The sequence below is a fragment of the Candidatus Mycalebacterium zealandia genome (assembly GCA_014075295.1).
Lineage (GTDB): Bacteria > Desulfobacterota_D > UBA1144 > Nemesobacterales > Mycalebacteriaceae > Mycalebacterium > Mycalebacterium zealandia.
In genome coordinates, this window is the sequence record CP046180.1 from 803,458 (window position 1) to 827,988 (window position 24,531).

The 24,531-nt window shown below is 47.3% G+C and carries 18 protein-coding genes and 5 tRNA genes; all 23 read right to left on the reverse strand.

The annotated features are described in order from the left end of the window. Positions 1 to 16: 16 nt before the first annotated feature. The 23 genes from rpoC to GKS04_04105 all read right to left on the reverse strand — a co-directional run bounded on the left by rpoC (position 17) and on the right by GKS04_04105 (position 24,528). Positions 17 to 5,002: a DNA-directed RNA polymerase subunit beta' gene (gene rpoC, locus GKS04_03995; GenBank protein ID QMU56315.1), complete on the reverse strand. Its 4,986-nt coding sequence runs from the start codon at positions 5,000 to 5,002 to the stop codon at positions 17 to 19. Next, positions 4,959 to 9,392, reverse strand: coding sequence for a DNA-directed RNA polymerase subunit beta (gene rpoB / locus GKS04_04000; protein QMU56697.1), 4,434 nt, complete (start codon positions 9,390 to 9,392; stop codon positions 4,959 to 4,961). Before rpoB ends, rpoC begins: the two co-directional genes overlap by 44 nt. 91 nt (positions 9,393 to 9,483) lie before the next feature. Beyond that, positions 9,484 to 9,873: a 50S ribosomal protein L7/L12 gene (gene rplL, locus GKS04_04005; protein QMU56316.1), complete on the reverse strand. Its 390-nt coding sequence runs from the start codon at positions 9,871 to 9,873 to the stop codon at positions 9,484 to 9,486. Further along, a complete protein-coding gene (gene rplJ / locus GKS04_04010) occupies positions 9,866 to 10,645 on the reverse strand; it encodes a 50S ribosomal protein L10 (GenBank protein QMU56317.1) in 780 nt (259 codons plus the stop codon). Before rplJ ends, rplL begins: the two co-directional genes overlap by 8 nt. Continuing rightward, complete coding sequence (locus tag GKS04_04015; protein ID QMU56318.1) at positions 10,645 to 11,370, reverse strand: 50S ribosomal protein L1; 726 nt, start codon at positions 11,368 to 11,370, stop codon at positions 10,645 to 10,647. The genes rplJ and GKS04_04015 overlap by 1 nt, the downstream gene beginning before the upstream one ends. Positions 11,371 to 11,376: 6 nt before the next feature. After that, positions 11,377 to 11,793: a 50S ribosomal protein L11 gene (gene rplK / locus GKS04_04020; GenBank protein ID QMU56319.1), complete on the reverse strand. Its 417-nt coding sequence runs from the start codon at positions 11,791 to 11,793 to the stop codon at positions 11,377 to 11,379. A gap of 1 nt (position 11,794) precedes the next feature. After that, a complete protein-coding gene (gene nusG, locus GKS04_04025; protein ID QMU56320.1) occupies positions 11,795 to 12,361 on the reverse strand; it encodes a transcription termination/antitermination factor NusG in 567 nt (188 codons plus the stop codon). A 22-nt stretch (positions 12,362 to 12,383) separates the two neighbouring features. Next, positions 12,384 to 12,578, reverse strand: coding sequence for a preprotein translocase subunit SecE (secE, locus tag GKS04_04030; GenBank protein ID QMU56321.1), 195 nt, complete (start codon positions 12,576 to 12,578; stop codon positions 12,384 to 12,386). Positions 12,579 to 12,613: 35 nt separating this feature from the next. After that, positions 12,614 to 12,686: transfer RNA gene (locus GKS04_04035), tRNA-Trp, on the reverse strand. A gap of 13 nt (positions 12,687 to 12,699) precedes the next feature. Further along, a complete protein-coding gene (gene tuf, locus GKS04_04040; protein QMU56322.1) occupies positions 12,700 to 13,875 on the reverse strand; it encodes an elongation factor Tu in 1,176 nt (391 codons plus the stop codon). Between the two features lie 51 nt (positions 13,876 to 13,926). After that, positions 13,927 to 13,999, reverse strand: a tRNA-Thr gene (locus GKS04_04045). A 13-nt stretch (positions 14,000 to 14,012) separates the two neighbouring features. Continuing rightward, a tRNA-Gly gene (locus GKS04_04050) sits at positions 14,013 to 14,086 on the reverse strand. A 16-nt stretch (positions 14,087 to 14,102) separates the two neighbouring features. Next, positions 14,103 to 14,185 (reverse strand) — tRNA-Tyr (locus tag GKS04_04055). 50 nt (positions 14,186 to 14,235) lie between these two features. Beyond that, positions 14,236 to 14,308: transfer RNA gene (locus tag GKS04_04060), tRNA-Thr, on the reverse strand. A 62-nt stretch (positions 14,309 to 14,370) separates the two neighbouring features. Then, complete coding sequence (fabZ, locus tag GKS04_04065) at positions 14,371 to 14,814, reverse strand: 3-hydroxyacyl-ACP dehydratase FabZ (GenBank protein ID QMU56323.1); 444 nt, start codon at positions 14,812 to 14,814, stop codon at positions 14,371 to 14,373. 3 nt (positions 14,815 to 14,817) lie between these two features. Continuing rightward, entirely contained in the window at positions 14,818 to 15,375 is a 558-nt protein-coding gene (locus GKS04_04070) for a hypothetical protein (GenBank protein QMU56324.1), read from the reverse strand. Between the two features lie 26 nt (positions 15,376 to 15,401). After that, complete coding sequence (gene bamA / locus GKS04_04075; GenBank protein QMU56325.1) at positions 15,402 to 17,699, reverse strand: outer membrane protein assembly factor BamA; 2,298 nt, start codon at positions 17,697 to 17,699, stop codon at positions 15,402 to 15,404. Next, positions 17,692 to 18,366, reverse strand: a complete 675-nt coding sequence (locus GKS04_04080) for an ATP-binding cassette domain-containing protein (GenBank protein ID QMU56326.1) — start codon at positions 18,364 to 18,366, stop codon at positions 17,692 to 17,694. The genes bamA and GKS04_04080 overlap by 8 nt, the downstream gene beginning before the upstream one ends. Further along, complete coding sequence (locus tag GKS04_04085; GenBank protein ID QMU56327.1) at positions 18,366 to 19,595, reverse strand: FtsX-like permease family protein; 1,230 nt, start codon at positions 19,593 to 19,595, stop codon at positions 18,366 to 18,368. The genes GKS04_04080 and GKS04_04085 overlap by 1 nt, the downstream gene beginning before the upstream one ends. A gap of 2 nt (positions 19,596 to 19,597) precedes the next feature. Then, entirely contained in the window at positions 19,598 to 21,085 is a 1,488-nt protein-coding gene (lysS, locus tag GKS04_04090) for a lysine--tRNA ligase (protein ID QMU56328.1), read from the reverse strand. 38 nt (positions 21,086 to 21,123) lie between these two features. After that, positions 21,124 to 22,308 (reverse strand): MFS transporter, encoded by a 1,185-nt coding sequence (locus GKS04_04095; protein ID QMU56329.1) that lies wholly within the window; start codon positions 22,306 to 22,308, stop codon positions 21,124 to 21,126. A 4-nt stretch (positions 22,309 to 22,312) separates the two neighbouring features. After that, positions 22,313 to 23,590, reverse strand: a complete 1,278-nt coding sequence (locus GKS04_04100; protein QMU56330.1) for an amidohydrolase family protein — start codon at positions 23,588 to 23,590, stop codon at positions 22,313 to 22,315. Further along, positions 23,587 to 24,528, reverse strand: coding sequence for an aspartate carbamoyltransferase catalytic subunit (locus GKS04_04105; GenBank protein ID QMU56331.1), 942 nt, complete (start codon positions 24,526 to 24,528; stop codon positions 23,587 to 23,589). Before GKS04_04105 ends, GKS04_04100 begins: the two co-directional genes overlap by 4 nt. Between the last annotated feature and the right edge of the window lie 3 nt (positions 24,529 to 24,531).

The window sequence follows — 24,531 nt, forward strand, 5'->3', positions numbered from 1 at the left end:
AAAGCGGGAGGCAAATCTATACTCCCGATTTTTCTTCAAGTTTTTCAGATTTGGCTTCTTCCACAAGAGGCATAGGAACGGTTTGGTTTTCAGTCTGAATTTTGATGTTTTTATACACATCAAGACCCGTGCCGGCAGGAATGATTTTTCCGATAATAACATTCTCTTTCAGCCCTTTGAGTTTGTCCTCTTTGCTCTCGCAGGCGGCTTCGGTGAGAATTTTTGTCGTTTCCTGGAAAGACGCCGCAGACAGCCAACTTTCAGTGATGAGAGAAGAGCGCGTTATTCCGAGCAACAAAGGTTCGGCGGCGGCGGATTTGCCTTCCTGTTGTTCCACTTCAGAGTTCTCTCTATGGAACATGGCTTTCGTTACGGACTCGCCTGGAATCATTGTTGTATCTCCGGGGTCTTTAATCTTCACTCTTTTGAGCATTTGTCTGACAATCACCTCAATGTGCTTGTCATTGACCCTGACTCCCTGTAACTCGTAAACATCCTGAATCTCCTTAACAAGGAATTCGCTGAGCGTCTTTTCCCCTTTAATTTTCAGAATGTCATGCGGGTTCTCGTCTCCGTCCACGATTTTGTCGCCCGCGACTACAAAATCGCCTTCACTGACAATGATGTGTTTTCCTTTCGGAACAATATATTCCTTCTCCTCTCCGATTTGCGGATTAACCAGAATGCGCCTTTTGCCCTTCACGTCTTCCCCGAAAGATACGGTGCCGTCAATCTCGCTTACTATCGCGAGGTTTTTATCTTTGGGAACGCGCGCTTCAAATAGTTCGGCAACTCTGGGCAGTCCGCCGGTTATGTCTTTTGTTATCCTCTTTTTCGGGATTTTTGCAACAATGTCTCCGGGCTCTACTTGGTCGCCACTATTTTTCTCAATGATCGCGCCCACGGGAAGACCGAATTCCTGTTTGGAATCTTTACCACTCTTGATAATGATAGTCGGGTTCAGCTTCGCAAGTTCCTTGATGCCCGTCGGAGGAGCGACAACCTCAATTTTGAGAATTCCGGTAATCTCATCCGGTTGCTGGCGGAAGTTTTTGCCCTCTTCCAGATCCTTCCACTGAACTGTTCCCGTACTCTCGGCGATATACTGGTTTGTATAAGGATCCCACTCTGCAAGGATTTCATTTTCAACCTTTCCATCCTTTTTGTTCTGCTCCCACTTGACCTTCTGTCCGTCCTTTGCCTTCAGGATGGAGCCCTGCTCAAGTTTGTGTGTTTCCTTCTCGTAGCCCTTTTCATCCACAATGGAAAGACGGCCGTTTCTGTTAATAACGCGCCACAGAACACCCTTCTGTAGTTCAACGGTTTCCACATTGGACAGCAACACGGTTCCGGGGTGGTTGTTTTCAAGAGTGGCGACTTCGGCTTTTGCCTCTCCGCCCACATGAAAAGTTCTCATCGTAAGCTGAGTTCCCGGCTCGCCGATTGACTGAGCCGCCATAATTCCAACCGCCTCGCCTATATCCACGATTTTTCCTGTTGAGAGGTTTCTCCCGTAGCAAAGACGGCATATTCCCTCTTCGGTGTCGCAGGTCAGAACCGAGCGGATTTTAACTTCATTGATACTGCTCAGGTTAATTTTTTCAGCAGCTTCGTTGTCGATTTCATGTCCGTTTTTGACAATGATTTCACCTGTTTCCGGATCCTTCAAGTCGTCCAGAACAACCCTTCCGAGCACTCTGTCTCCAACCCGTTTTTTAATTTTCCCGCCATCCACTTCATTTGTGTAAACAAGTCCCTCAATGGTTCCGCATTCTTCCTCGCGCACAATTATGTCATGCGCAACATCAATGAGCTTTCTCGTGAGATAGCCCGCATTTGCTGTTTTAAGAGCGGTGTCGGCAAGACCTTTACGTGCGCCGTAGGTTGAAAGAAAGTAGTCCATCACCTTCAACCCTTCACGGAAGTTTGAGGTTATAGGCTTTTCAATAATGGTGTCATCTCCCTTCGCCATCAATCCCCTCATTCCGGCAAGCTGTCTCATCTGAGACATGCTACCTCGTGCTCCGGAATCAATCATCATGTATATCGGGTTTGAGCTTGTGCTTGTTCTTTCGACGCCTTTGTTGTCTTTAACGGTCTCAAACTTGATGTTTTCCATAACATTTTCGGCAATTTCATCACTCGCTCTTGTCCAGATGTCCACAACCTTGTTGTAACGCTCTCCGTCCGTCAGCAACCCTTGAGAATACTGCCCTTGAACTTTGAGTTCCTCTTCGCGCGCCTTTTCAACAATCTTTTCCTTGCTCTCGGGAATTTCCATGTCGTTAATAGAAATTGAGATGCCGGATTTTGTAGCGTATTTAAATCCAAGAGTCTTTATGCGGTCCGCCATAATAACGGTTTCTTTTCCGCCGTTTTTTCTAAAACACATATCCACAAGGTTTTCAACTTCGCCCTTGCTCATAGGTTTGTTGACCAGTTTAAACGGAATGGTTTTCGGAATTGCCTCATCGTATAGAATCGCTCTGCCAACTGTTGTTTCAACAAGCTCGTCGTTGATTTTGATTTTTATCAGAGTGTGAATCCCGACATGCCCCGAATCGTATGCCATCATGACCTCTTCGGGCGATGAGAAGTATTTGCCTTCCCCTTTGCTGTAAGCGGAATCCTTGGTCATGTAGTAGATTCCGAGAACAATGTCCTGCGTGGGCAGAATTACGGGCTTGCCGTGCGCAGGGGAAAGTATGTTGTTTGTGGACATTATAAGCGTGCGGCATTCGGCTTGCGCCTCTATGGACAGAGGCAGGTGGACGGCCATTTGGTCGCCGTCAAAGTCCGCGTTATAAGCGGGACAGACAAGCGGATGAACCCTGATAGACCTGTCTTCCACAAGCACCGGCTCAAACGCTTGAATACTTAATTTGTGAAGGGTCGGAGCGCGGTTAAGCATAACCATGTGCTCTTTAATCACGTCATCAAGGGCATCCCATACCACCGGAACACCGGTTTCAACAAATTTCTTTGCTATTTTGATTGTTGGCGCAATGGGGCTGCCGTCTTTGTTTTTGAGTTCCTGCAGTTTCTGATAAATGAACGGCTTGAAAAGCTCAAGCGCCATCTGTTTGGGAAGTCCGCACTGGTGAAGTTTGAGGTTCGGTCCCACCGTAATAACGGAACGCCCTGAATAATCCACCCTTTTTCCGAGAAGGTTCTGGCGGAATCTGCCGCTTTTGCCTTTTATGATGTCGGTCAAACTTTTCAACGGACGATGGTTGTGGCCTAGAACAGGTCTTCCCCTTCTGCCGTTTTCAAACAGTGCATCCACCGCTTCCTGCAACATTCTTTTCTCATTTCTGATGATGATGTCGGGAGCGTCCAGCTCAAGCAACCGTTTCAGGCGGTTATTTCTGTTGATGACCCGTCTGTAGAGAACATTGAGGTCTGAAGTGGCGAAACGCCCTCCGTGTGGAACAAGCGGACGCAAATCCGGCGGTAGAACGGGAATTGTTTTAAGAACCATCCACTCAGGGCGGTTTTTTGACTTGCGGAAAGTTTCGCAAATTTTGCGCCTTTTCGCGATCTTTGCCTTTTTGAGCGAAGAACTTGATTCCTGCATCTCCGTTTTCAACTCCTCGGAAAGTGATTTCAAATCAATGCTTTTGAGCATATCGTAAATGGCTTCGGCGCCCATTCCGTATGTGTAGTCAACCTCAAAACTTTCATCCGCTTCGGTAAGAGTTTTAATTTCCTTTTCGGTAAAGGTCACTTTTCTTATAATTTTGGCGAAGGCGGTCTGAGATTTTTTCAACCCTTCTCTCGCTTTTACGAGTTTTTCATGCGCGTCTTTGAGATGCGGAGGAACTTCCTCTGCATCGGCTTCCACTTTCTTTATGTTTTTCCCGGCTTCCTTATAAAGTTTGCGTAGCGCGGCGTGCTCTTTTCCGGCATCACCTTTCGTAAGGTTGTCGCAGGAAGCGCCGAGGGCTTCTTTGTCCGCTTTTCCGGTTTCAGAAAGCTGTTTGAAAGCGTCCCGAATTTTTTTATCGCTTGAGGGAAGTTCTTCAAGTCCGAGGGTTTGGTAGTGTTTCGCGAACTTTTGCTCAAATTCCTTTTTAATGGACTGAAAACTGTCCCGCGCCTCTTTGAGTTTTCCTCCGGACTCAAGTTCGCCCGACTCGGACACTTTTGCGTCATATGCGGACTGCTCTTTCTTAAGATCCTTTTTCGCGTCCAGAAAAGAGTCTATTAAATGCCGGGCTTCCCGCTCGGAAATGCCTGTTTTTCCCGACATAACACTTTGCAGGGAAAATTTAGTGACCAGTTCCGCGGGCAGAAGGTGTTTATACCAATAGTCTTTGACCAGAGACATGTCTTCTTCGCTAATCAAAAACGCAACGGCGTGGTTTACGTCCTCTTCGGTTTCAATATTAAGGAAAGTGTCTTCTTCCGGACAATTCCTGAGAGAGGCAATCACATATTCCGCCCGCCGCAGTTGCGACAACTCTTCATTCGTGAGTGTCTGCCCCATTTTGAGGGGATGAGCGCCTGGATTGATGACCACATGGGATTCATAGTAAAGAACCCTGTCAATGTCCCTGATGCTCATGTCAAGAATCATTCCTATACGGCTCGGGGTGCTACGCAAAAACCAGATGTGAACAACGGGCGAGGCAAGGTCTATGTGAGCCATTCTTTCCCGTCTCAATTTTGAGGTCGTAACTTCAACGCCGCATTTTTCGCAGACAATCCCTCTGTGTTTTAGCCGTTTGTATTTGCCGCAGGCACATTCGTAATCTTTTACGGGTCCGAAAATTTTGGGGCAGAACAAACCGTTCTTTTCCGGTTTGAACGTTCTGTAATTTATGGTTTCGGGCTTCTTAACCTCCCCGTGAGACCATTCCTTGATGGCTTCAGGAGACGCTATTGATATTTGAACCCCTGAATAGTTATCCGCTTTGGTCGATACTATGTCTTCAAATTCCATTTTTACCTCCCGGTTACTGTTTTGCCGCTCCAGACTGCAATTCTGCCATTTCCTCATCGCTCTCGGAAACCAAATCTATTTGAAGTCCGAGCGATTGAAGTTCTTTCCTGAGAACATTGAAAGATTCCGGAATCCCGGGATCAAGCGCCATTTTGCCTTCAACGATTGACGCGAACATCTTTGTTCTTCCAATCACATCGTCGGACTTGACCGTCAAAAACTCTTGAAGTGTGTGTGCGGCGCCGTATGCCTCAAGAGCCCAGACCTCCATCTCACCGAGCCGTTGCCCACCGAAATGCGCCTTTCCGCCGAGCGGTTGCTGCGTGACAAGTGAGTAAGGCCCTATTGAACGCGCATGAATCTTCTCCTCAACAAGGTGGTGAAGTTTGAGCATATACATAATTCCGACTGTTACTTTCTGGTCAAACGGCTCTCCCGTGCGGCCATCAAACAGGGTTGTTTTTCCATCATCTGAAAGCCCTGCGAGGCTCATAAAACTTTTTATCTCCTCTTCGGTCGCTCCGTCAAAAACCGGAGATGCGACGGGAATACCGTCTTTGATGGCTTTGACAAAATTGTGCGTTTCGTCTTCGTTCATTTTGTCTATAAAAGAAGTGTCCTCGCCCCGGTTTCCATAAGATTCCTTGAGTTTGGCTTTAAGCGCCGCGGCTCCGTAGTGTTGCTCAATATATTCATTGAGCTGCTCTCCGATTTTCCTGCTTGCCCAGCCCAGATGCGTTTCCAGAACCTGCCCGACATTCATTCGGGACGGAACTCCCAGAGGGTTGAGCACCATATCAACCGGCGTGCCGTCCTCCATATAAGGCATATCTTCTTGAGGAAGAATCCGTGAAATCACACCCTTGTTGCCATGCCGTCCCGCCATTTTGTCTCCGACCTGAAGATTCATTTTTACAGCAACATAGACCTTGACGGTTTTGAGAACACCCGGCGCGAGGTCGTCTTTTTGTTCAAGTTTCTTTTTATTATCCTCATACTTCTCTTTGAGGTTGTCTATCTGTCTTAAAACTGCGTCTACCGCCACCTTGACTTGTTCGGAAAGAGCCTTCGGCTCAACTTTTATTTCCCTGATATCTTCAAGATCAAGAAGCGTGAGGTTGTCAGCGGTAAAAGAGTCTCCCTTGGAAATCATCTTTTCGCCTTTACTCTTAATGTCTGAAGACGCCTTCTTGCCTTTCAGCAAAGACGCCATGGTTTCAACCGCGCTCTGTTTCAAAATGCGCGATACGTATTCCATTTCGCCTTTGATTTTCTCAATGTCATCAATTTCAATATTTTTCGCCCTCGGGTCTTTTTCCGAAACCGCGCGCGAAGTCAGCACTTTGACATCTATAACTGTGCCGGGAATGGAGGAATGACTTCTAAGGGAGGTGTCTTTGACATCTCTTGCTTTGTCTCCGAAAATGGCGCGAAGAAGTTTTTCCTCTTGCGACAGACGCATCTCGCCTTTCGGAGAGATTTTGCCCACAAGGATATCTCCCATATTGACAGTTGAGCCAACCCGGACTATGCCGCTTTCATCAAGATTTTTGAGTGCGTCCTCTCCAATATTGGGAATGTCTTGGGTGATTTCCTCGCGCCCCAATTTGGTTTCTCTCGCCTGACATTCAAACTTTTCTATGTGAACGGAAGTGAAAACGTTGTCTTTTACAATTCTTTCACTAATAAGTATCGCATCTTCAAAATTGTATCCGCCCCATGGCATAAACGACACCATAATGTTCTGCCCCAGCGCCAGTTCACCATTTTTGGTTGAGGGACCGTCCGCAATAACCTGCCCTTTAACCACTTTCTGACCCTTGAAAACAATAGGAGTCTGGTTCCAGCAGGTTCCCTGATTGGATTTCCTGAACTTGATCATTTTGTATATTTCCACGCCGGAATCCAAAGAGTCGGCGGATTTTGCCATCTTGCTGTTTTTCACAACAATAATCTCGGAATCCGCGTGAATAACTTCACCATCCTCTTTTGCAATAACCGCAACTCCGGAGTCTTTTGCAACTGAAGACTCAAGCCCCGTTCCCACAAGCGGCGCGACCGCCTTAATTAAAGGAGCCGCCTGCCTCTGCATGTTTGAACCCATAAGAGCCCTGTTCGCGTCATCGTGTTCAAGAAACGGTATCAAAGAAGCGGAGATTGAGACAAGCTGGGACGGCGAAACGTCCATATGGGTAACCTTGTCTTTTTCTGCCATTTTAATGTCGCCCTCGGAGCGGCAGGAAACAAAATCTAGAACAAACCTTCCCTTGTTGTCCAGAGGAGCGTTTGCCTGCGCTATGATGATATTTTTCTCCTCTTCCTCAAGAGCGCTCATCTTTACGATGTCATCTGTTACTTTCCCATTTTTAACAACGCGGTAGGGAGTGCGAATAAATCCGTAATCGTCAATTTCAGCGTAAGTGCTGATGCTTGATATAAGACCGATGTTTGGTCCCTCGGGCGTTTCAACCGGACAAATCCGCCCGTAATGCGATGAGTGAATGTCCCTGACGGCAAATCCCGCTCTTTCGCGCGTAAGCCCCTTTGGACCCAGCGCACTGAGACGCCTTTTATGAGTGATTTCCGAAAGCGGGTTGGTCTGATCCATAAACTGCGACAATTGACCCGTTTTGAAAAAGTCCCTGACTATTGTGTCTACAACCTTCGGCACCACTATCTCTCTGGGCATTTTGTTTTCTATGCTCTGGTATCCAATCCTTTCTTTCACGGAGCGCGAGAACTTTTCAAGCCCGCTGTAGAAAGTGTCTTCTATCAATTCGCCCACGGTTTTAACCCCGCGGTTGCCGAGATGATCTATGTCATCCACCTGCCTGCGACCGCCTTTGAGTTCCAAAAGATATTGCAGGGTTTGGATGATGTCTTCGCGCGTAAGCCTGAGAATTTCCTCGTCAACGTTGTGTTTGAGTTTGTAGTTCAGTTTTTTCCTTCCAACCTGCGAAAGCCGGTATTTGGAGGGGTTGAAAAACATGTCGGAAAAGAAAACTCTTACCGCCTCCGCGCTTGGCGGATTGGTGGGGCGGAATTTTTTGTATATCTCAACAATCGCCCCGTCGCAGAAAACCTCAATCTCGGCGCCAATTTTGGTGAACTTGTTCCGAAGCCCTTCGATTTCGTTCATGGGAAGATTTTCAAAACACACCGTATTTTCATCTTTGGTTTCACCAAGAAAACCGGACAAATTGCCGGTCAGTTTTGAAAACTCTTCCTTTCCGGCTTTGCCCTGTTTAACTTTAAGGGCAAAAGTGTTATTGATTAAGTCTCCGTAAACCCTTTTTTCTTCAATCAAAGTGTCGGCAACCGAAAAAGGAACGGAAATATCGTCCATGTAGTAGAGTGAGATTTTTTCAATTGAATTATCTCTGGCGGCTTGCAGAGTTTCTTCGGTGATTTTTTCTCCAAATCTTGCGATGACTTCACCGTCTTTTGTGAATATGTCTTCGGCGCATATCTTGTCAAACAGTTCCGATTCACTCTCCAGAGAAACGGCGTCTATTTTCAAACTTTTCAATCTTTCAATATTTCTTTGAGTGAACTTCTTGCCTTTTTTGATAATAACTTCGTCGCCTTTCTTGATGTCCTCGGAACTTTTCTGATAAATGATTGTTTCCGGATTTATTTCTTTTGAAAGGCCGCCGTCTTTTCCAAACCGGACAGTTTCCATGCCGTAAAAATGGTTAAGAATCTCTTTCTCCGTATATCCCAGTGCTTTAAGAAAAAGCGTAACAAGAAACCTTTTTCTGCGGTCAATACGGACGTTAAGAAAGTTTTTTGAGTCAAAATCAAAATCAAGCCATCTGCCGTCCTGAGGAATGATTTTCGCGACAAATGACTCAGCTGAAAGCTGGTGCTGATCTCCGAGTTTCGGACCGTCAAAAAGCACGCCGGGGGAACGGTGTATCTGATTAACAATCACCCTTTCCGCGCCGCCTATAATGAAAGAGCCGCTCTCGGTCATTTTGGGGATTTCGCCCAGATAGACATCCTGTTCGGCAACATCCCGGATTTCGTTTCCGTCTTCCTCCCACACTATTAAGCGCAGAGTTACATAAAGCGACACCGTGTAGTCATAGTTCTTTAGCCGGCACTCCATCTCGTCAAATTTCGGCTGCCCATCATAAATCTCATGACCGTTTTTATCTTTGATGGGGTTTCCGTCTTCATCATCAACCCTTTGCCCGAGGCTGTAGTGCACAAAATCAAGAGAAGTTCTCTCCGAGTAGTTTTCTATCGGAAAAATGGCTTTAAAAACAGCATGGAGACCGTGGTCTTTTCTTTCCACCCGGTTTTCCAGATTTATATCTTCCTGTAAAAACCGCTTGTATGACTCGGTCTGAACATTCAAAAGATTAGGAATGTCCTGAATAGGGGGTATTTTAGAAAATGTCTTTCTCAGTTTTGTTTTATCAACCGATTGTGAATTCAATATATCAAAGCCCTCCAAAATCCACACCCGCCCATGGCGTCGTGCGTGCACAAATTAACTAGACTCTCAGTCAAAAAGACTTTCAAGGTAACCGTTAGGCGAGTTCCGCAGTCGCGCCAGATTCCTCAAACTTCTTCTTAAACTCTTCAGCTTCTTCTTTCTTCAGCCCCTCTTTGATAAGTTTGGGAGCACTTTCAACAAGATCTTTGGACTCTTTAAGTCCCAAGCCGGCAATTTCTCTGACGACTTTAATGACCTGAATCTTGTTGGATCCCACATCTTTAAGAGTGATACTGAATTCCGTTTTCTCAGCGGCTCCGGCGTCTTCCGCCGCCGCGTCCGCCGCAGGAGCCGCAGCCACTGCAACCTGAGGAGCCGCTTTAATGTCAAACTTCTCCTCAATCTCCTTGATAAGCTCAGAAATCTCCATCATGCTGGCTTTCTCAAGGTAGGTAAGCACCTCTGCTTTTGTTAAATCAGCCATCGCTGTTTTCCTCCTTTTTGTTTTTGTCTTCAGAAGATTGTTTTTCCGGCGTGTTTTCGGCCGGAGAACTTCCTTTTTCAGATTCAGATTCTTCTTTTTTTGCCTCGGATGTTTCCGTTCCTTCGGCTTTCACTTCAGCATTTCCTCCGGAAGCGCTTTCGCCACTGTCCGCTTGCGGAGCGGCCTCTTCTGTTCTTGCATCCGCCGCTTGAGTTTCTTCAGGTTTGATTTCTGCGGTTTCCTTCGCAGGTTCTTCAGCATCTTTTTTCTGTTTCAAGGATTCAAGGGCGTAGTAAACTCCGGAACGCATGCGGTCAAGAGCGCCGACGAAGTTCGAAAGCGGAGTCGCGAGAGTGGAAGCGAATATGGATATAAGCGTCTGCCTTGAGGGCAGTTTTGCAATCTCTTCAATCTCCTCAAAGCCGCAAACTTTGCCGTCAATAAGACCGCCTTTAACAACAATCTGCTCAAACTGCTTGCGCGCCTGAGTGAAAACTTTTGCGGTCGCCGGGAATTCTTCGCCACATATGGCAATTGCGGTCGGACCCGCAAAAAGGTCCTTGATTTTCTCAACCTCAGTGCCTTCGCATGCCTTGAGAAGAAATTTATTCTTCACAACACGCAGTTCCGCATCCGTATCTTTCACCTGTTCTCTGACAGACTGCATACTATTGACGTTAAGCCCTCTGTATTCAATCACAAAAACTGAAACCGGATTTTTAAAAACTTCCGACAGTTCTTCTATGATTTGTTTTTTCTCTTCCCTCTGCATTAAATTCTTCCCGCAAACGCTTTTATTTCTTCCTTGATACTGACGAGATCAACATTGATGGACGGCCCCATTGTGTTTGATATGCTCACCTTTTTGAAAAAATCACCCTTTGAAGAAGCAGGCTTCATCTTGTTGAGCGAGTAAAGCATAAAAACCAGATTCTCCTTTATCTTGGAGACCTCAAATGAACTTTTCCCGAGCGGAGCATGGACAACGCTGCCTTTGTCATTTTTGAACTCTATTCTTCCGCCTTTTGACTGTTTAACCACTGTGGCAATTTCATTTGTTACGGTGCCCATTTTGGGAGCCGGCATCAAACCTCTCGGACCAAGAAACTTTCCGAGCTTGCCAACTTCCGACATAACATCGGGGGTCGCGATTGCAACATCAAATTCAAGCCAGTTTTCCTTTTCAATTTTTTCCACAAGATCTTCAAAACCGGCATAGTCCGCGCCCGCCTCTTTCGCTTCGGCGGCTTTTGCGTCTTTGGCAAAAACAAGCACTCTGACATTCTTGCCCGTGCCATGAGGCAGAACAAGGGACCCTCTTATCTGCTGGTCCGCGTTTTTAGAGTCAATTCCGAGTTTGACCGCGATGTCCACGGAACCGTCAAACTTCGCCGCGCTTGTTTGAGGAATCAAATCAACCGCCTCTTCAACACTGTAAACGGACTGATTACCAATCTTTTCGCGTAACTCCGCGTATCTTTTACCTCTTTTTGCCATTGCCCCCTACTCCACGTCAATCCCGATGCTTCTCGCACTTCCGAGAATTATGTTTCTCGCCGCCTCAATGTCTTTCGTGTTCAAGTCCTGCATCTTTTTTTCCGCTATTTCATCAACCTGCTTCATCGTAACTGTGCCAACTTTCTCCCTTGGGACATTGGCAGAGCCTTTGTCCACATTCGCTGCTTTTTTGAGAAAATACGAAACCGGCGGCGCCTTAATCTCGAGGGAAAAAGATTTATCCTTGTAAACCGTTATAACAACCGGAAGCAAACCCTCTTTGCCGGCGGTTTGTTCATTAAAAGCCTTACAAAACTCCATTATGTTAATCCCCTTCTGACCAAGCGCAGGGCTTATCTGCGGGGAAGGAGATGCTTTGCCCGCAGGAACAAGTAATTTAAGATATCCGCCTATTTCTTTCATTTTACATTTGCTCTATTTGATTAAAGTCCAACTCTATCGGGGTTGACCTGCCGAAAATACTTACGGAAATAAGAACCTTGCCTTTTTCCGGATTGATTTCCCTAATCACTCCCGAGAGGTTGGCAAAGGGACCTTCCACGACTTGAACGGTCTCGCCCTGCTCAAAAGATATGTTGAGTTTCGGCTTGAGAGTACCCTCTTGAATCTGGCTTTTCAGTTTTACAATCTCTTCGTCTTCAATGGCTGAAACTAACGCAGGGTCTATTCTGCCACTTTTTATCTCCTCGCCAACAAAGCCGTTAACCCTCGGAATTTCTTTGATGAAATGCCAAGTCTGCTCTTTCATTTCCATGTTTACAAGCACGTAGCCCGGGAAAAACATCTTCTCTGAAGTTTTTTCCTTGCTGTCTTTTTTTGACTCAACAAGAGTTTCAATCGGAAGCAGGACCTCACCTATCGGCACACCATCTCCCAAAGCGCGCACTTTTTCCTCGATAAAAGACTTCACTTTCTTCTCATATCCAGTGCTCACCTGAACCACATACCACTTTCTTTTTGACGTTTCCATTTTTTTTCAGCTTCCATCCGCATCAAGACAGTATCAAACCGATCAGTGTTGAGAACAGGTAATCGGCAATCGCAAGAATGACCGTAAACAATACTGAAACGGCAAGCACAATAGCGGTTGCCCTGACAGTGCCGGGACGGTCCGGCCACGATATTTTCCAAAACTCAATCTCAACATCTTTCAGATATTGAACAGCCTTTTTCAAGTAATTCTGCAACTTTCTTACCTACAACCTGACAGACAGCGAAAAAACAGGGCAGGAGGGAATCGAACCCCCAACCTGCGGTTTTGGAGACCGCTGCTCTGCCAATTGAGCTACTGCCCTTCCAACCCCTCAGCTACTCAATAATTCCAGTAACGACGCCGGCGCCGACAGTTTTGCCTCCCTCCCTTATGGCGAAACGCAACTGCTCCTCCATCGCCACAGGCGCTATTAACTCAACTTCCACATTTACACTGTCACCCGGCATCACCATCTCAACACCATCGGGCAACTTCACCGAACCCGTTACATCCGTCGTCCGTAAATAAAACTGAGGCCTGTAACCCGGAAAAAACGGAGTGTGCCTTCCACCCTCCTCCTTCTTCAACACGTACACCTCGGCGGAAAACTTCTTGTGAGGCATAATGCTGCCCACTGCCGACAACACCTGCCCTCTCTCAACAGTCTCCTTGTCCACGCCGCGCAACAACACCCCAACGTTGTCACCCGCAACCGCATCGTCCAGTATCTTGCGGAACATCTCAAGACTCGTCGCAACCGTCTTAACCGTCTCCTTGAATCCCACAATCTCCACCTCGTCACCCGCGTTTATCTTGCCCCTCTCCACTCTGCCCGTAACAACCGTGCCTCTGCCCGATATAGTGAAAACATCCTCAACAGCCATAATGAACGGCTTGTCAACCTCTCTCACGGGCTCAGGTACATAACTGTCCACCGCACTCATCAACTCTTTAATCTGAGCCGCAGAGTCTCCGTCCCCCTCAAGGGCCTTGAGCGCGCTTACCTTCACTATCGGTATGTCGTCCCCGGGAAACTTGTACTCATTCAGCAAATCCCGTATCTCAAGCTCAACCAAATCCAAAAGCTCAGGGTCGTCCAGCATGTCAACCTTGTTCAACGCAACCACTATCGACGGAACCCCCACCTGACGCGCCAACAGGATGTGCTCCCGCGTCTGAGGCATAGGACCATCCGGCGCGCTTACAACCAGTATCGCACCGTCCATCTGCGCAGCCCCCGTTATCATGTTCTTCACATAGTCCGCGTGACCGGGACAGTCAACATGCGCGTAGTGCCGTGACTCCGTCTCGTACTCAACATGCGATATGTTTATCGTTATCCCCCTGTCCTTCTCCTCAGGAGACTTGTCTATGTCCCCAAACTCCACAAACTCCGCCTTGTCCAATACCTTCGTTATCGCAGCCGTAAGGGTCGTCTTGCCATGATCAACATGACCTATCGTCCCTATATTTAAATGTGGCTTGCCCCTCTCAAACTTCTCTTTAGACATCTCTTCTTACCTCCTCAAAATGCCTGCAAATCATAAAAGCCCAATTCCTACAGCCCACGAGCGGACTTGAACCGCTGACCTCATTCTTACCAAGAATGTGCTCTACCGTCTGAGCTACGTGGGCGGGGCAGTTTCTCAGCGGGAGACGGGATTCGAACCCGCGACCCTCAGCTTGGAAGGCTGATGCTCTAGCCAACTGAGCTACTCCCGCAGATTGCCAAGACGCATGGGGAGGGTAGGATTCGAACCCACGTAGGCTTACGCCGGCAGATTTACAGTCTGCTGCTTTTGGCCACTCAGCCACCTCCCCTTTTTTCAAAACAACAGACATAGCAAAACTCCAACCGTAGGCTCTTTGACAGCTGGCGAAGGGATTCGAACCCCCGACCTGCTGATTACAAATCAGCTGCTCTGCCAACTGAGCTACGCCAGCGGTAAAACATATTCACGCAATACTGACCAAGGAAGCCGATTTTATATGGAAAACAAAAAATGTCAAACAAAAGAAGCCGTTATAGAGGCGTCCGCAACTTTTTTGCTGTCCGCAAGAGTGGCAAGCCCTTCAAAAATCATAATTCTGCCACGTTTTTTCGCAAGACTAACGGAAAGTGTTAATTCCTGACCGGGACCCACAGGTGACCTGAAACGGCACTTTTCAAGCCCAATAAGATAAGCGTTGGAAAACCCCTGTTCTTTGATTTCGTCCGCAAAAGAAGCCCCTATGAGAACCCCTCCCGCCTGCGCAAGCGCCTCGGTAATTATAACGCCCGGAACAATGGGATTTCCGGGGAAATGTCCCTGAAAGAAAAACTCATCCGCTCCGAAAGTTTTCAAGGCGTCAATAGAAACCCCTTTTTCAATCTTCATCACAGAGTCAAGAAAAAGAAATGGCTCCCTGTGAGGAATGAATTCTTTTATCTGTTCTTTATCAAAAACCACAGGTCAGTATTTTCTATCATACAGGTCTATGATTTGCTCGGTAACATCAACATTGCCCGTTTTGAAAAGAACTCCCGCGTTGCCGTCCGCGAGAATTAGGGAATATTTCTCGGACTTGCCGAATTCGTTAACAACTTCCTGTATTTCCATCAAAATTTTCCTTTTCATCTCTTCCTGTTTTCTCCGCAGTTCATCTGAAAAGTCTTCGCGCGCACGCAAGAGGTCTTTCTTTCTCTGTTCAATCTCTTTTGCCTTGCGGCTTAATGTTTCTTCGTTCATAACGGCGATATTTTTCGTAATATCCTTTTCCATTTTTTCGTACTGGCGGCTCTTTTCATCCAGAATTTCCTGCTTCGCTCTGAACTCTTTTTCAAAAGAATCACGAACTTTTTTTCCCGCTTTTGAGTGAAGAATTACGCGTTGAACATCAATAGTCGCAACGCGAAAATCAGTTTCCCCGCTCTGAGCCCCCGCCTGATGGAAAGGAATTGCCGGAGAAACCAGCAAAGCGGCGAATAACGCCAAAATTGAAAAACGTAAATAAAAAACCATCTTAATCATTGTGCTTCCCTCCTTGGAAGTACGGGTCAGAATGAAGTACCTATTGAGAAATTAACTTGCCTCTTCTCTTCTCCGGAAAGTCTGTCAATCGGATACCCGAATTCTATTTTAACAAAACCCAAAGGCGAACGCCACCAAAATCCGTAGCCAAAATCTTTTCGCAGGTCTTGGTAGTTTACTGAAAACTGAAACCCTCTTTCAGAATCAAAAACATTTCCTATATCAAAAAACAGAACGCCATATAAACCAAGAGGCTCAAAAAGCGGGACAACGTAATCAGACTTAATATATATCCGCTCCGTTCCGCCGAGCGTGCTGTTTCCGCCAGCCGCGATTTCCCTGTAATCAAAACCTCTGAGATTTGACGACCCGCCTAGGAAAAGCCGTTCGTCAATTGCGTGAGAGGTGGAATTTCCGCGCAGAAAAACTCTATCATAAGCGACTTTCACTGAAAGAAATGAACCCCGGACAATTGGAACCCATGTATTGCTCTCAATAACCAGTTTTCTCAAATCCGTTTCTCCGCCGAAGGGTCCTGAATGTTCATACAAAACCGTTGCCTTGTGTCCGCTTCTTGGAAACTGGAAGTTGTCCCGGCTGTCCCAGGTGAGATCCGCTCCGACGGCGCTGAGAATTCCGCTTGAACTCATAATGCCCGACTGAATGGCCGCTTGCGACGGATTTCTTATTTCAAGGTCTTCCCATCTGTAATAAATATTTCCCCAGAGTTGCCTGTATAAAGACCTTCCAATCCCGATGGTAAAACCGGTGGATTTTCTATCATAGTCAACGTAATCACGCTCCAGACGGAAAAGCGAGGTGTTGAAACTCCAGTTTGTGTCAAGAAAGTTCCTGTCGCCGTAACGGAATGTATATGTGTCAGTGATGTTTCCGAAGTTCGCGTTCGCTTCCAAACTTTTCCCGTAACCGAAAAGGTTTGACTCTTTGATTGAGCCGAAAAAGATAAAATCCTCAACAGAACTCACGCCGGCGCCCAAATTGAACTGAGCAGTTGAACTTTCCTTCACCCTTACCGTAATATCCAACTCATTTGTGGCACCGGTTTCCGCAGGCTGGGTTGAGACCTCAATCTCCTCGGCTCTGAAAAATCCCGTTCGCCCCACGAACGGCCTTATCAAAGCAATATCGGCGGATTTATACAAATCCCCTTCAATGATGGGAATCTGTCTTCTTATAACCCTGTCAATGGTCTTGTCATTGCCGATTACATTGATTCTGTTTATATGGAAAACCTGTCCTTTCTCAACCGAGAAACCCACGCGGACCAAAGGATTCCCGTCAACGGGCTCCTGCTTTTCCACAGACGGACTGACGTTCACATCGGCATAGCCTTTGTTTGTGTAGAATGCCGTAATAAAGTTGATGTCCGAAGTAAGTTTTGTTCTTCCGAACGGCTTGCCCTTTTTGAGTTTCAGGTTGTGAAGAAACTTGTCTTTGTTAAACTCGGGCGGCTCTTCCACTCCTTCAAAAAAGATGTCCGAAACAAAATATCTGTCACCTTCTTCTATATCAAAAACAATTTCATAGGAATTTTTCTGTTTGTTGTGTGTAAGTTGCGGCTGTAAAACCTGCGCCTCAAGATACCCCTCATTCATGTAAGCAAATCTTATGCGCTCGGAGTCTCTCTCAACCTCATCTCTGACGAAAAGCCCCTTCTGGCCCAAACTGTAAAAACGGCGCGGAGAACTGAAAATGACTTTGTTGAGATTTTTGGTTTTGATGTTTTCATTTCCGGAAATTTTTACCTTTGAGATGGTTTCTCTCGGGCCTTCCTTAATTTTGTATAAAACGCTGATTCCACCGGCCGCTTCGGGGTCAACACTGTATGAAACCCGGGCATTGCTGTAGCCCTCTCTGGCGTAAAGATCCATAATGGCAAGTGTTTGCGCGTGTATGTTTACCGTGCCAACTATCGTCCCTTTTTTGATATTCAATATCTCTTCAATATTGTCATCATCAAGGTTTTTATTGCCCTTGAAAGACAGGTCGACAAGCACGGGGTTTTCCTGAAGTTTGTATGTCAGTTTCACCCCCTGTGACGACACTTCCTTCTCAACTCTTACATTGTAGAAATTGCCGGTTGAATGAATTTTCTTTACGTCTCCGGAGATTTCCGATTCTCTATACTCCCGACCGACCCTCTGCGAAATTAGAACTTCCACCGAATCTCTGCCGAACCTCTTCGCTCCCTCAATCACAATTTCAGACACCACAGCCGCTTGCGCCGGCGGCGCTATACTTCCCGCGATAAAGAGTGAAAGAAAAACAAAAACCAGTTTTCCCGACAGGCTCAAACTACGCATCAGCGAGCCTCCCTTCGGAAAGCACAACGGACCTGTCAAACATCGCCGCAAACTCGCGACTGTGAGTGGCAATAACAAGCGTCGTGTTAAATCTGTCTTTGGCGGAAAAAATCATTTCCGCCACCAAACCTGAAGTTTTAGGATCAAGATTACCGGTCGGCTCATCCGCGAAAAGTACTTTGGGCTCCATAACAAGCGCACGCGCTATCGCAACCCTCTGCTGCTCTCCCGCGGACAGCTCATCGGGGAAGCAACCGAATTTATCTCCAAGCCCAACTTGCCCAAGAAGGGTTTCAGCCCTCTCGTATGACTCAGATTTTTTCATTCCGCAAATCAAACAGGGAAAGCTTGCGTTTTCAAGTGCGGTGAAACCTCCGAGCAAATTATGAGATTGAAAAACAAATCCCATTTCGCGCCTGACATCAAAGCCGACCGCGTCCCGTTCGGCGCAAAGTTTTTCACCTTTGAAAAAGACCTCTCCGCCGCTTGGCATTTCCAAAGCTCCAAGCATATTAAGAAGGGTTGTTTTTCCGGAACCGGATTTACCACTGATTGAAACAGTTTCAGCCCGCTTGACAGACAAACTAATCCCGTCAACCGCCATAACCGTCTGGCTGTCCTGAATATATTCTTTCTTCAGTTCTCTGGCTTCAATCAATGGGTTCATCAAACTTTCAACTTCGCCGCAAGGTTTCCCGAACGGACGCAATAAGCCGGATACAAAGAAACCAAAACACACAATAACTGGCTTGATACGCCGATAACAAAGAAATATAAGGGTTCTATCATAACAGGGAATTTTGATATTCCATAAACATCAGGGTCAAACGGAATTAGCCCCGAAACAGTCGTGTTGTTTGAGAGCAGTTGGCACACGGCAAGAGCGGTAGCGGTTCCGAAAAAAGTTCCGGCAAAACCCAAAGCCGCCCCGATAATCACAAAGATGTTTCCGACCTGTTTTCGAGACGCTCCGGCGGCGCGCAAAATAGCGATGTCTCTGCTTTTTTCAATCATAATCATAAGCAGAACGCTCACAACACTAAGCGAAGCGACAAAAACCATAAATCCCAGAAAAATCGTAAGCCCAAGTTTTTCCAGACGAAGAGCGGAAAACAGTTTGCTGTTGGCTTCCTGCCAGCTTTGAGCGACAAACGGAAATCCCAGCGCGTCTTCAATCTCGCGCGCCACGAGCTCCGAACTCATCGGGTCAGCAACCGCGACTTCAAAAGATGAGGGACCCGGTTTTCCGAAAAACGTAAACGCATCCGCCAGTTTTATGTATGAAATGGTTGAATCGTAGTGAGCCGTTCCGTATTTGAAAACTCCCGCCACTTCAAAAGTTTTCATCTTCGGCCTTTTTTTCAAAGCATCTTTTTTGTCAGGAGATGACACAAAGGTTATCTCATCACCCTTCTCAACACCGAGTGAACCCGCAAGCCCGTAGCCAAGAACTATCGGAGGCGCATTAGGATGAAATTTCTCCAGAGCGGAAACCCCGCCGCGGGATTGTGAAAAAAGAGACGGAAAAGCGCTCCGGTGTCGTGAGGGGTTTATGCCGGTTGAAGCCGTGCCGTGAGAGCCGCTCGCGGACACAAGCAGCCCGGTTCCGTAAACAACGGGCGAAACTCCGGTTACCCCCGCGACTTTGACAATTTTCTCCGCCGCGAGAGCGTGCTCGGTAATGGAGCCGTCATAAGCTGAAACAAGAATGTGAGGAGACGCTCCGATAATGGTTTTGCTCAGTTCGGTCTGAAAGCCCAACATCACGGCGAGAACAATGTTAAGGGAAAAAACCCCGATGCTTATTCCAACAACCGAAATCAAGACTGTTGAAAATATGGCGCGGACTTTTTTTTGTAAGCGTAAAAATCTTGACGCGACAAGAAGCTCAAACATTTTCAAGGTCTCATATGCGGAAAAAACAGCACTTCCCGTATGGATACCGTATTCGAAAGAAGCATAATAAGGCGGTCTATGCCTATGCCAGCGCCGGCGGTGGGAGGCATGCCATGCTCAAGAGCGACAAGAAAATCTTCATCGGTCTCGTGCGATTCTTCGTCTCCCTTCTTTTTCATTTCCGCCTGAACGGAAAACCTTTTCTTCTGTTCTTCCGGGTCGTTCAATTCGGAAAAAGCGTTCGCGATTTCCCATCCGTTTACATACAACTCAAACCTGTCCGCGATTTCGGGATTTGTATCAGACGCACGGGCAAGTGGCGAAACATCAAGCGGAAAGCCGAAGACAAAGGTGGGATTTTTCAGTTTTGAAGCGATAGTTTCTTCAAAGATTCCGGTCAGCGCTTTTCCTTTGATTCCATCGTGCCCGACTCCGAGCCCGTCCGCTTCGTTAAACAGAAAAGAGGCATCGGAAAAAATCTTCTCGCCGTATTTTTCCCGCAAAGAGTCGTAAATGCTTATCCTTTTCCACGGACGCGAAAAATCCAGTTCGCTTCCGTCAAACTCCACTTTAGAGCCGTCCGCGACCTGCTGCGCGCAAGAGGACAGCATCTCCTCAATCAGTTCCATCATATCGCCGTAATCGGCGTATGCCTGATAAAATTCAATCATTGTAAACTCGGGATTGTGGCGTGTGGAAACGCCTTCATTTCTAAACACTCTGCCTATTTCATAAACACGGTCCAGCCCGCCTATAACAAGCCGTTTTAAATAAAGTTCAGGCGCGATTCTTAGAAAAAGATCTATGTCAAGTGCGTTGTGGTGGGTCACAAACGGACGCGCCGCCGCACCGCCCGCGATGGGGTGGAGCACCGGAGTTTCAACTTCAAGAAACCCCTGCTCGTCAAGAAAACGCCTTATAAAACTTATGCACTCCGAGCGCAGGCGAAAAATCTCTTTGACTGAAGGATTTACAATCAAATCCAGATAGCGTTTTCTGAATCTCGTCTCAACTTGCTGAAGCCCGTGCCACTTTTCCGGAAGCGGACGCAATGTTTTCGTGAGCAGCGCAATGTTTTCAACCCTGACCGTCAACTCGCCCGTTTTTGTTTTGAAAAGAACACCCTCAACCCCGGCAAAATCACCCGAATCAAGATACTTGCCGACAACTCTAAAATCTTCCTCGGAAGTCTCTTTTTTGTTTGCGTAGCACTGAATTTTTGCCGAAGAGTCCGCGACATCAAAAAACACAGCGCTTCCGAAACTACGTTTTGAAACAACTCTTCCCGCGATTGAAAAACGCGCCACCGTGCCAAGTTCGTCATCAGACACCCCTTCGGCTTGCGATAAAATCTCCGTAATTGAAGAAGACGGCTTAAAGGTATTTGAATACGGATTCAGGCCGCCGTCGCGCAACTGTGAAGCTTTTTCTTTTCTGAGTGTGTATTCGTCGTTTTCATTTTTTTCCGTTTCCGGAGTTTTTTCGCTCATCTTTGGTCTCCGGCTCAACAGAGCCATAAATTTTCATTCTAACTGATTGCCGCTTTGTCCGTAACTCTTAAAGCAATCATAAACGCGAAAAAGCCCGCGAGCGCCATGCACGCGAGAAAAATATACATCGTGAGATAGTCAAACTCATTGGCGACAATGCCAGAAACAAAAGTTCCAAGCATTCCGCCGCTTGTGAAAGACGCATTGCACAGTGCGAACACCTTTGCCTTTGAACGGTTTCCCGACTTTTCCATCGCGAGCAGATAAAGGGACGGATAGGTAAATCCATGCGCTATTCCGAAAAGAGCGCCCGACACGGAAACGGAAAAAGGAGTGCGGGAAAACGCCAGAACCAAAACGGACGCAAACGCAAGAAATAGAAATGGCGGGCAGATACGGCGGATTCCATAGCGGTCCGGTGCCCAACCGAGAAATATGCGGACAAACAAAACCGCCGCCGTGAAGAAGACAAAAAACAGATAAAAATCCTCAATGCCAATGGAACGGGAAGAGAGCGAAACAAAAGAAAATTGAGACATAAAAACCCAGCCCGAAACAAAAAAAGTTCCGACAGCGAGAGCCAGAGGATGCGAAAATGGCGGAAGAAAGCGCGAGCCGTTCCCGTTTTTCCCGGTTCCGGAGTCAGTTGCCATGTCTTTTACAAAGAATGACAGCACCGCGCCCAAAAAACATACTATAGAAATCACTATAAATAATGCTGTGAAACCACTCAAATCAATAATAATTTTGCCACAATACGGCGCAACCGCGTAACCAAGAATTGTGAACATTCCATACAACCCCATTGCCTGCACTCTTTTGCCTTCAGGCGTTATTTCCGTTATCAACGCGCCCGTTGCTGTGAAAAAGAGGGAAAATGCGGCACCCTGCAACATTCTGAGCGCGTAGATTCCCCAGCCGAGATTTTGGAGAAATATAAAACCCGCGCAAGCGAGAAAAAGAGCGAAAAAACCGAGAACAATAAATGGTTTTCTTCCGTATTCGTCTGCGAGAACTCCCGACAACGGAGTGAACAAAAGCATCGTAACACCCGAAACACCCATTATAAAACCGATGTCAGAGGGGCTGCCTCCAAGGTCCTCCACCCTCAACGGAAGAAGCAGAAAAGAGTGAAAAACAAAGAAGAAAAGCGCTCCGGCAAAAGTTGGAACAACAAAATCAGAGGTCAGAAAAAATGACCGCGCGCGATCCTGAGCGCTCATAGTCTTACCGTTGTGAAAACTTTATCCGCCCGTCAACAATTGTGTGTTTTACAACGCCTTTCATTTTCCAGCCTCCGAACGGCGAATTTTTGCTTTTTGAGCGAAAGGCTTTTGTGTCCAGAGTAAACCGCTTGTTCGGGTCAAAGATAACAACATCCGCCGGCGAGCCCATTTTAAGTGTTCCGCCGCCAGTTTTCAGTAGGGACGCAGGAACGGTTGACATTTTCTCTATCATCTCATCAATCGTCAAAACGCCCTCCTCAACAAGGCGCAACGAAAGAGGAAGAGCGGTTTCAAGTCCAACGATACCGAACGGCGCTTTGTCAAACTCAACATTTTTTTCGTCCTCAGAGTGAGGCGCGTGGTCGGTCGCGATGGCATCCAGAGTTCCGTCCGTGAGCCCCTTCCTGACGGCTTTAACGTCTTTTTCCGAGCGCAGAGGCGGATTCATTTTCGCGTTCGTGTCATAACCTTCAACCACTTTGTCTGAAAGAGTGAAATGGTGAGGCGTGGCTTCTGCGGTTACTTTGATGCCGTTCTTCTTCGCCGCTTTTATGACCGCGACCGCACCCGCAGTTGAAACATGCGCTATGTGAAGCGGCGTGCCCGTAAGGCGGCACAAAATTATATCTCTGGCTATCCCTATCTCTTCCGACTCCGGGGGAATTCCCTTCAACCCCATAATATTTGAAACATATCCCTCGTTCATAACACCGCCGTCCGAAAGAGAAAGGTCTTCGGAGTGGGAAATAACCGGTATTCCAAAAGGGCGGGCGTATTCCATCGCGCGCCTCATGATGCCCGAATCCACAACCGGCATTCCGTCATCTGAAATTGCCACACAACCGGATTCGCTCATCTCCCCAATGTTTGCGATTGTTTTGCCCTCTTCATTTCTGGTAATCGCCCCGATGGGGAAAACGCGCGCCGCGCCTTCGGTTCGGGCTTTCATCAGTATGTATTCGGTAACAGTGGCGTTGTCATTGACGGGGTTCGTGTTGGGCATGCACGCGACCGCCGTGAACCCTCCGGCAACCGCGCTTTCCGTGCCGGTCTTAATGGTTTCCTTGTGCTCAAAACCCGGTTCGCGCAGATGAACATGCATATCAACAAGCCCCGGAGCCACAATCATTCCGCGCGCGTCTATCTCCTTTGCGCCGGAAGGTTTTTTCGCACGAGCGGGAAGTTTTGATATTAAGCCGCTTTCAATAAACAGGTCACCTCTTGAGTTTTTCCCTGATGAGGGGTCAATTATTCTTCCACCTTTGATGAGTATCTTCATTCCGGCGCCTCCGTCACTTTTCTTGAGCACAGCAAATACAGTATCGCCATTCTGACCGATATTCCGTTCGCCACCTGATCCAGAACCACCGAGCCGTCTCCGTAGGCAACTTCAGATGTTATTTCAACTCCTCTGTTGATAGGACCCGGATGCATAACCGTCAATCCCGGAGGCGCAAGTTTGACGCGCTCTTTTGTGAGTCCGAAAAATTTGAAATACTCCCTCAAAGACGGAAAGTAACGATTGCTGTCTCTTTCCGTCTGCACTCTGAGCATTATGGCAACGTCCGTGCCGGGCAGAGCATCTTCAATGGAGTTGAAAATCTCAACCCCCATTTCGGCAAAATGCGCGGGAATCATTGAACACGGACCCGCGACCGCGACTTTAGCACCGAGTTTCAAAAGCGCGTGGATGTTTGACCTGGCAACCCGGCTGTTGAGAACATCTCCGACGATTAGAACCCTGACACCTTTTATGCGCCCCCTCGCCTGTTTGATGGTCATAAGGTCAAGAAGAGCCTGACTGGGATGCTCATTGGAACCGTCTCCGGCGTTAACGATTGATATGCCCGTTTGCCGTGCCAGAAGTTGTGGCGCGCCGGACATCGGGTGCCTGATTATTATCACTTCCGCTCCCATCGCTTCAAGATTTTTCACCGTGTCAAGAAGGTTTTCACCCTTCACAACGCTGCTCTGCGACACGGTAAAGTTCAGAACATCGGCGCTGAGCCGTTTTTCAGCGATTTCAAAAGATGCCTTGGTGCGGGTACTGGGTTCAAAAAACAAATTGGCGATTGTGATTCCCTTCAAAACCGGAACCTTTTTGATTTTTCTCCCCGTGGCTTCTTTCATTGAAAAGGCGGTGTCCAGAATCAGATTGATTTCCGCCGCCGTGAGTTCCGCGATTCCCGTTAAATCCTTTCTTTCGAACTTTTCCATAAC

Excerpts from the sequence above, each read along its gene's own strand:
- rpoC (QMU56315.1), bottom strand. The coding sequence starts at position 5,002 with ATGAGGAAATGGCAGAATTGCAGTCTGGAGCGGCAAAACAGTAACCGG.
- rplL (QMU56316.1), bottom strand. The coding sequence starts at position 9,873 with ATGGCTGATTTAACAAAAGCAGAGGTGCTTACCTACCTTGAGAAAGCC.
- rplJ (QMU56317.1), bottom strand. The coding sequence starts at position 10,645 with ATGCAGAGGGAAGAGAAAAAACAAATCATAGAAGAACTGTCGGAAGTT.
- GKS04_04015 (QMU56318.1), bottom strand. The coding sequence starts at position 11,370 with ATGGCAAAAAGAGGTAAAAGATACGCGGAGTTACGCGAAAAGATTGGT.
- rplK (QMU56319.1), bottom strand. The coding sequence starts at position 11,793 with ATGAAAGAAATAGGCGGATATCTTAAATTACTTGTTCCTGCGGGCAAA.
- nusG (QMU56320.1), bottom strand. The coding sequence starts at position 12,361 with ATGGAAACGTCAAAAAGAAAGTGGTATGTGGTTCAGGTGAGCACTGGA.
- tuf (QMU56322.1), bottom strand. The coding sequence starts at position 13,875 with ATGTCTAAAGAGAAGTTTGAGAGGGGCAAGCCACATTTAAATATAGGG.
- GKS04_04070 (QMU56324.1), bottom strand. The coding sequence starts at position 15,375 with ATGATTAAGATGGTTTTTTATTTACGTTTTTCAATTTTGGCGTTATTC.
- bamA (QMU56325.1), bottom strand. The coding sequence starts at position 17,699 with ATGCGTAGTTTGAGCCTGTCGGGAAAACTGGTTTTTGTTTTTCTTTCA.
- GKS04_04080 (QMU56326.1), bottom strand. The coding sequence starts at position 18,366 with ATGAACCCATTGATTGAAGCCAGAGAACTGAAGAAAGAATATATTCAG.
- GKS04_04085 (QMU56327.1), bottom strand. The coding sequence starts at position 19,595 with ATGTTTGAGCTTCTTGTCGCGTCAAGATTTTTACGCTTACAAAAAAAA.
- lysS (QMU56328.1), bottom strand. The coding sequence starts at position 21,085 with ATGAGCGAAAAAACTCCGGAAACGGAAAAAAATGAAAACGACGAATAC.
- GKS04_04095 (QMU56329.1), bottom strand. The coding sequence starts at position 22,308 with ATGAGCGCTCAGGATCGCGCGCGGTCATTTTTTCTGACCTCTGATTTT.
- GKS04_04100 (QMU56330.1), bottom strand. The coding sequence starts at position 23,590 with ATGAAGATACTCATCAAAGGTGGAAGAATAATTGACCCCTCATCAGGG.
- GKS04_04105 (QMU56331.1), bottom strand. The coding sequence starts at position 24,528 with ATGGAAAAGTTCGAAAGAAAGGATTTAACGGGAATCGCGGAACTCACG.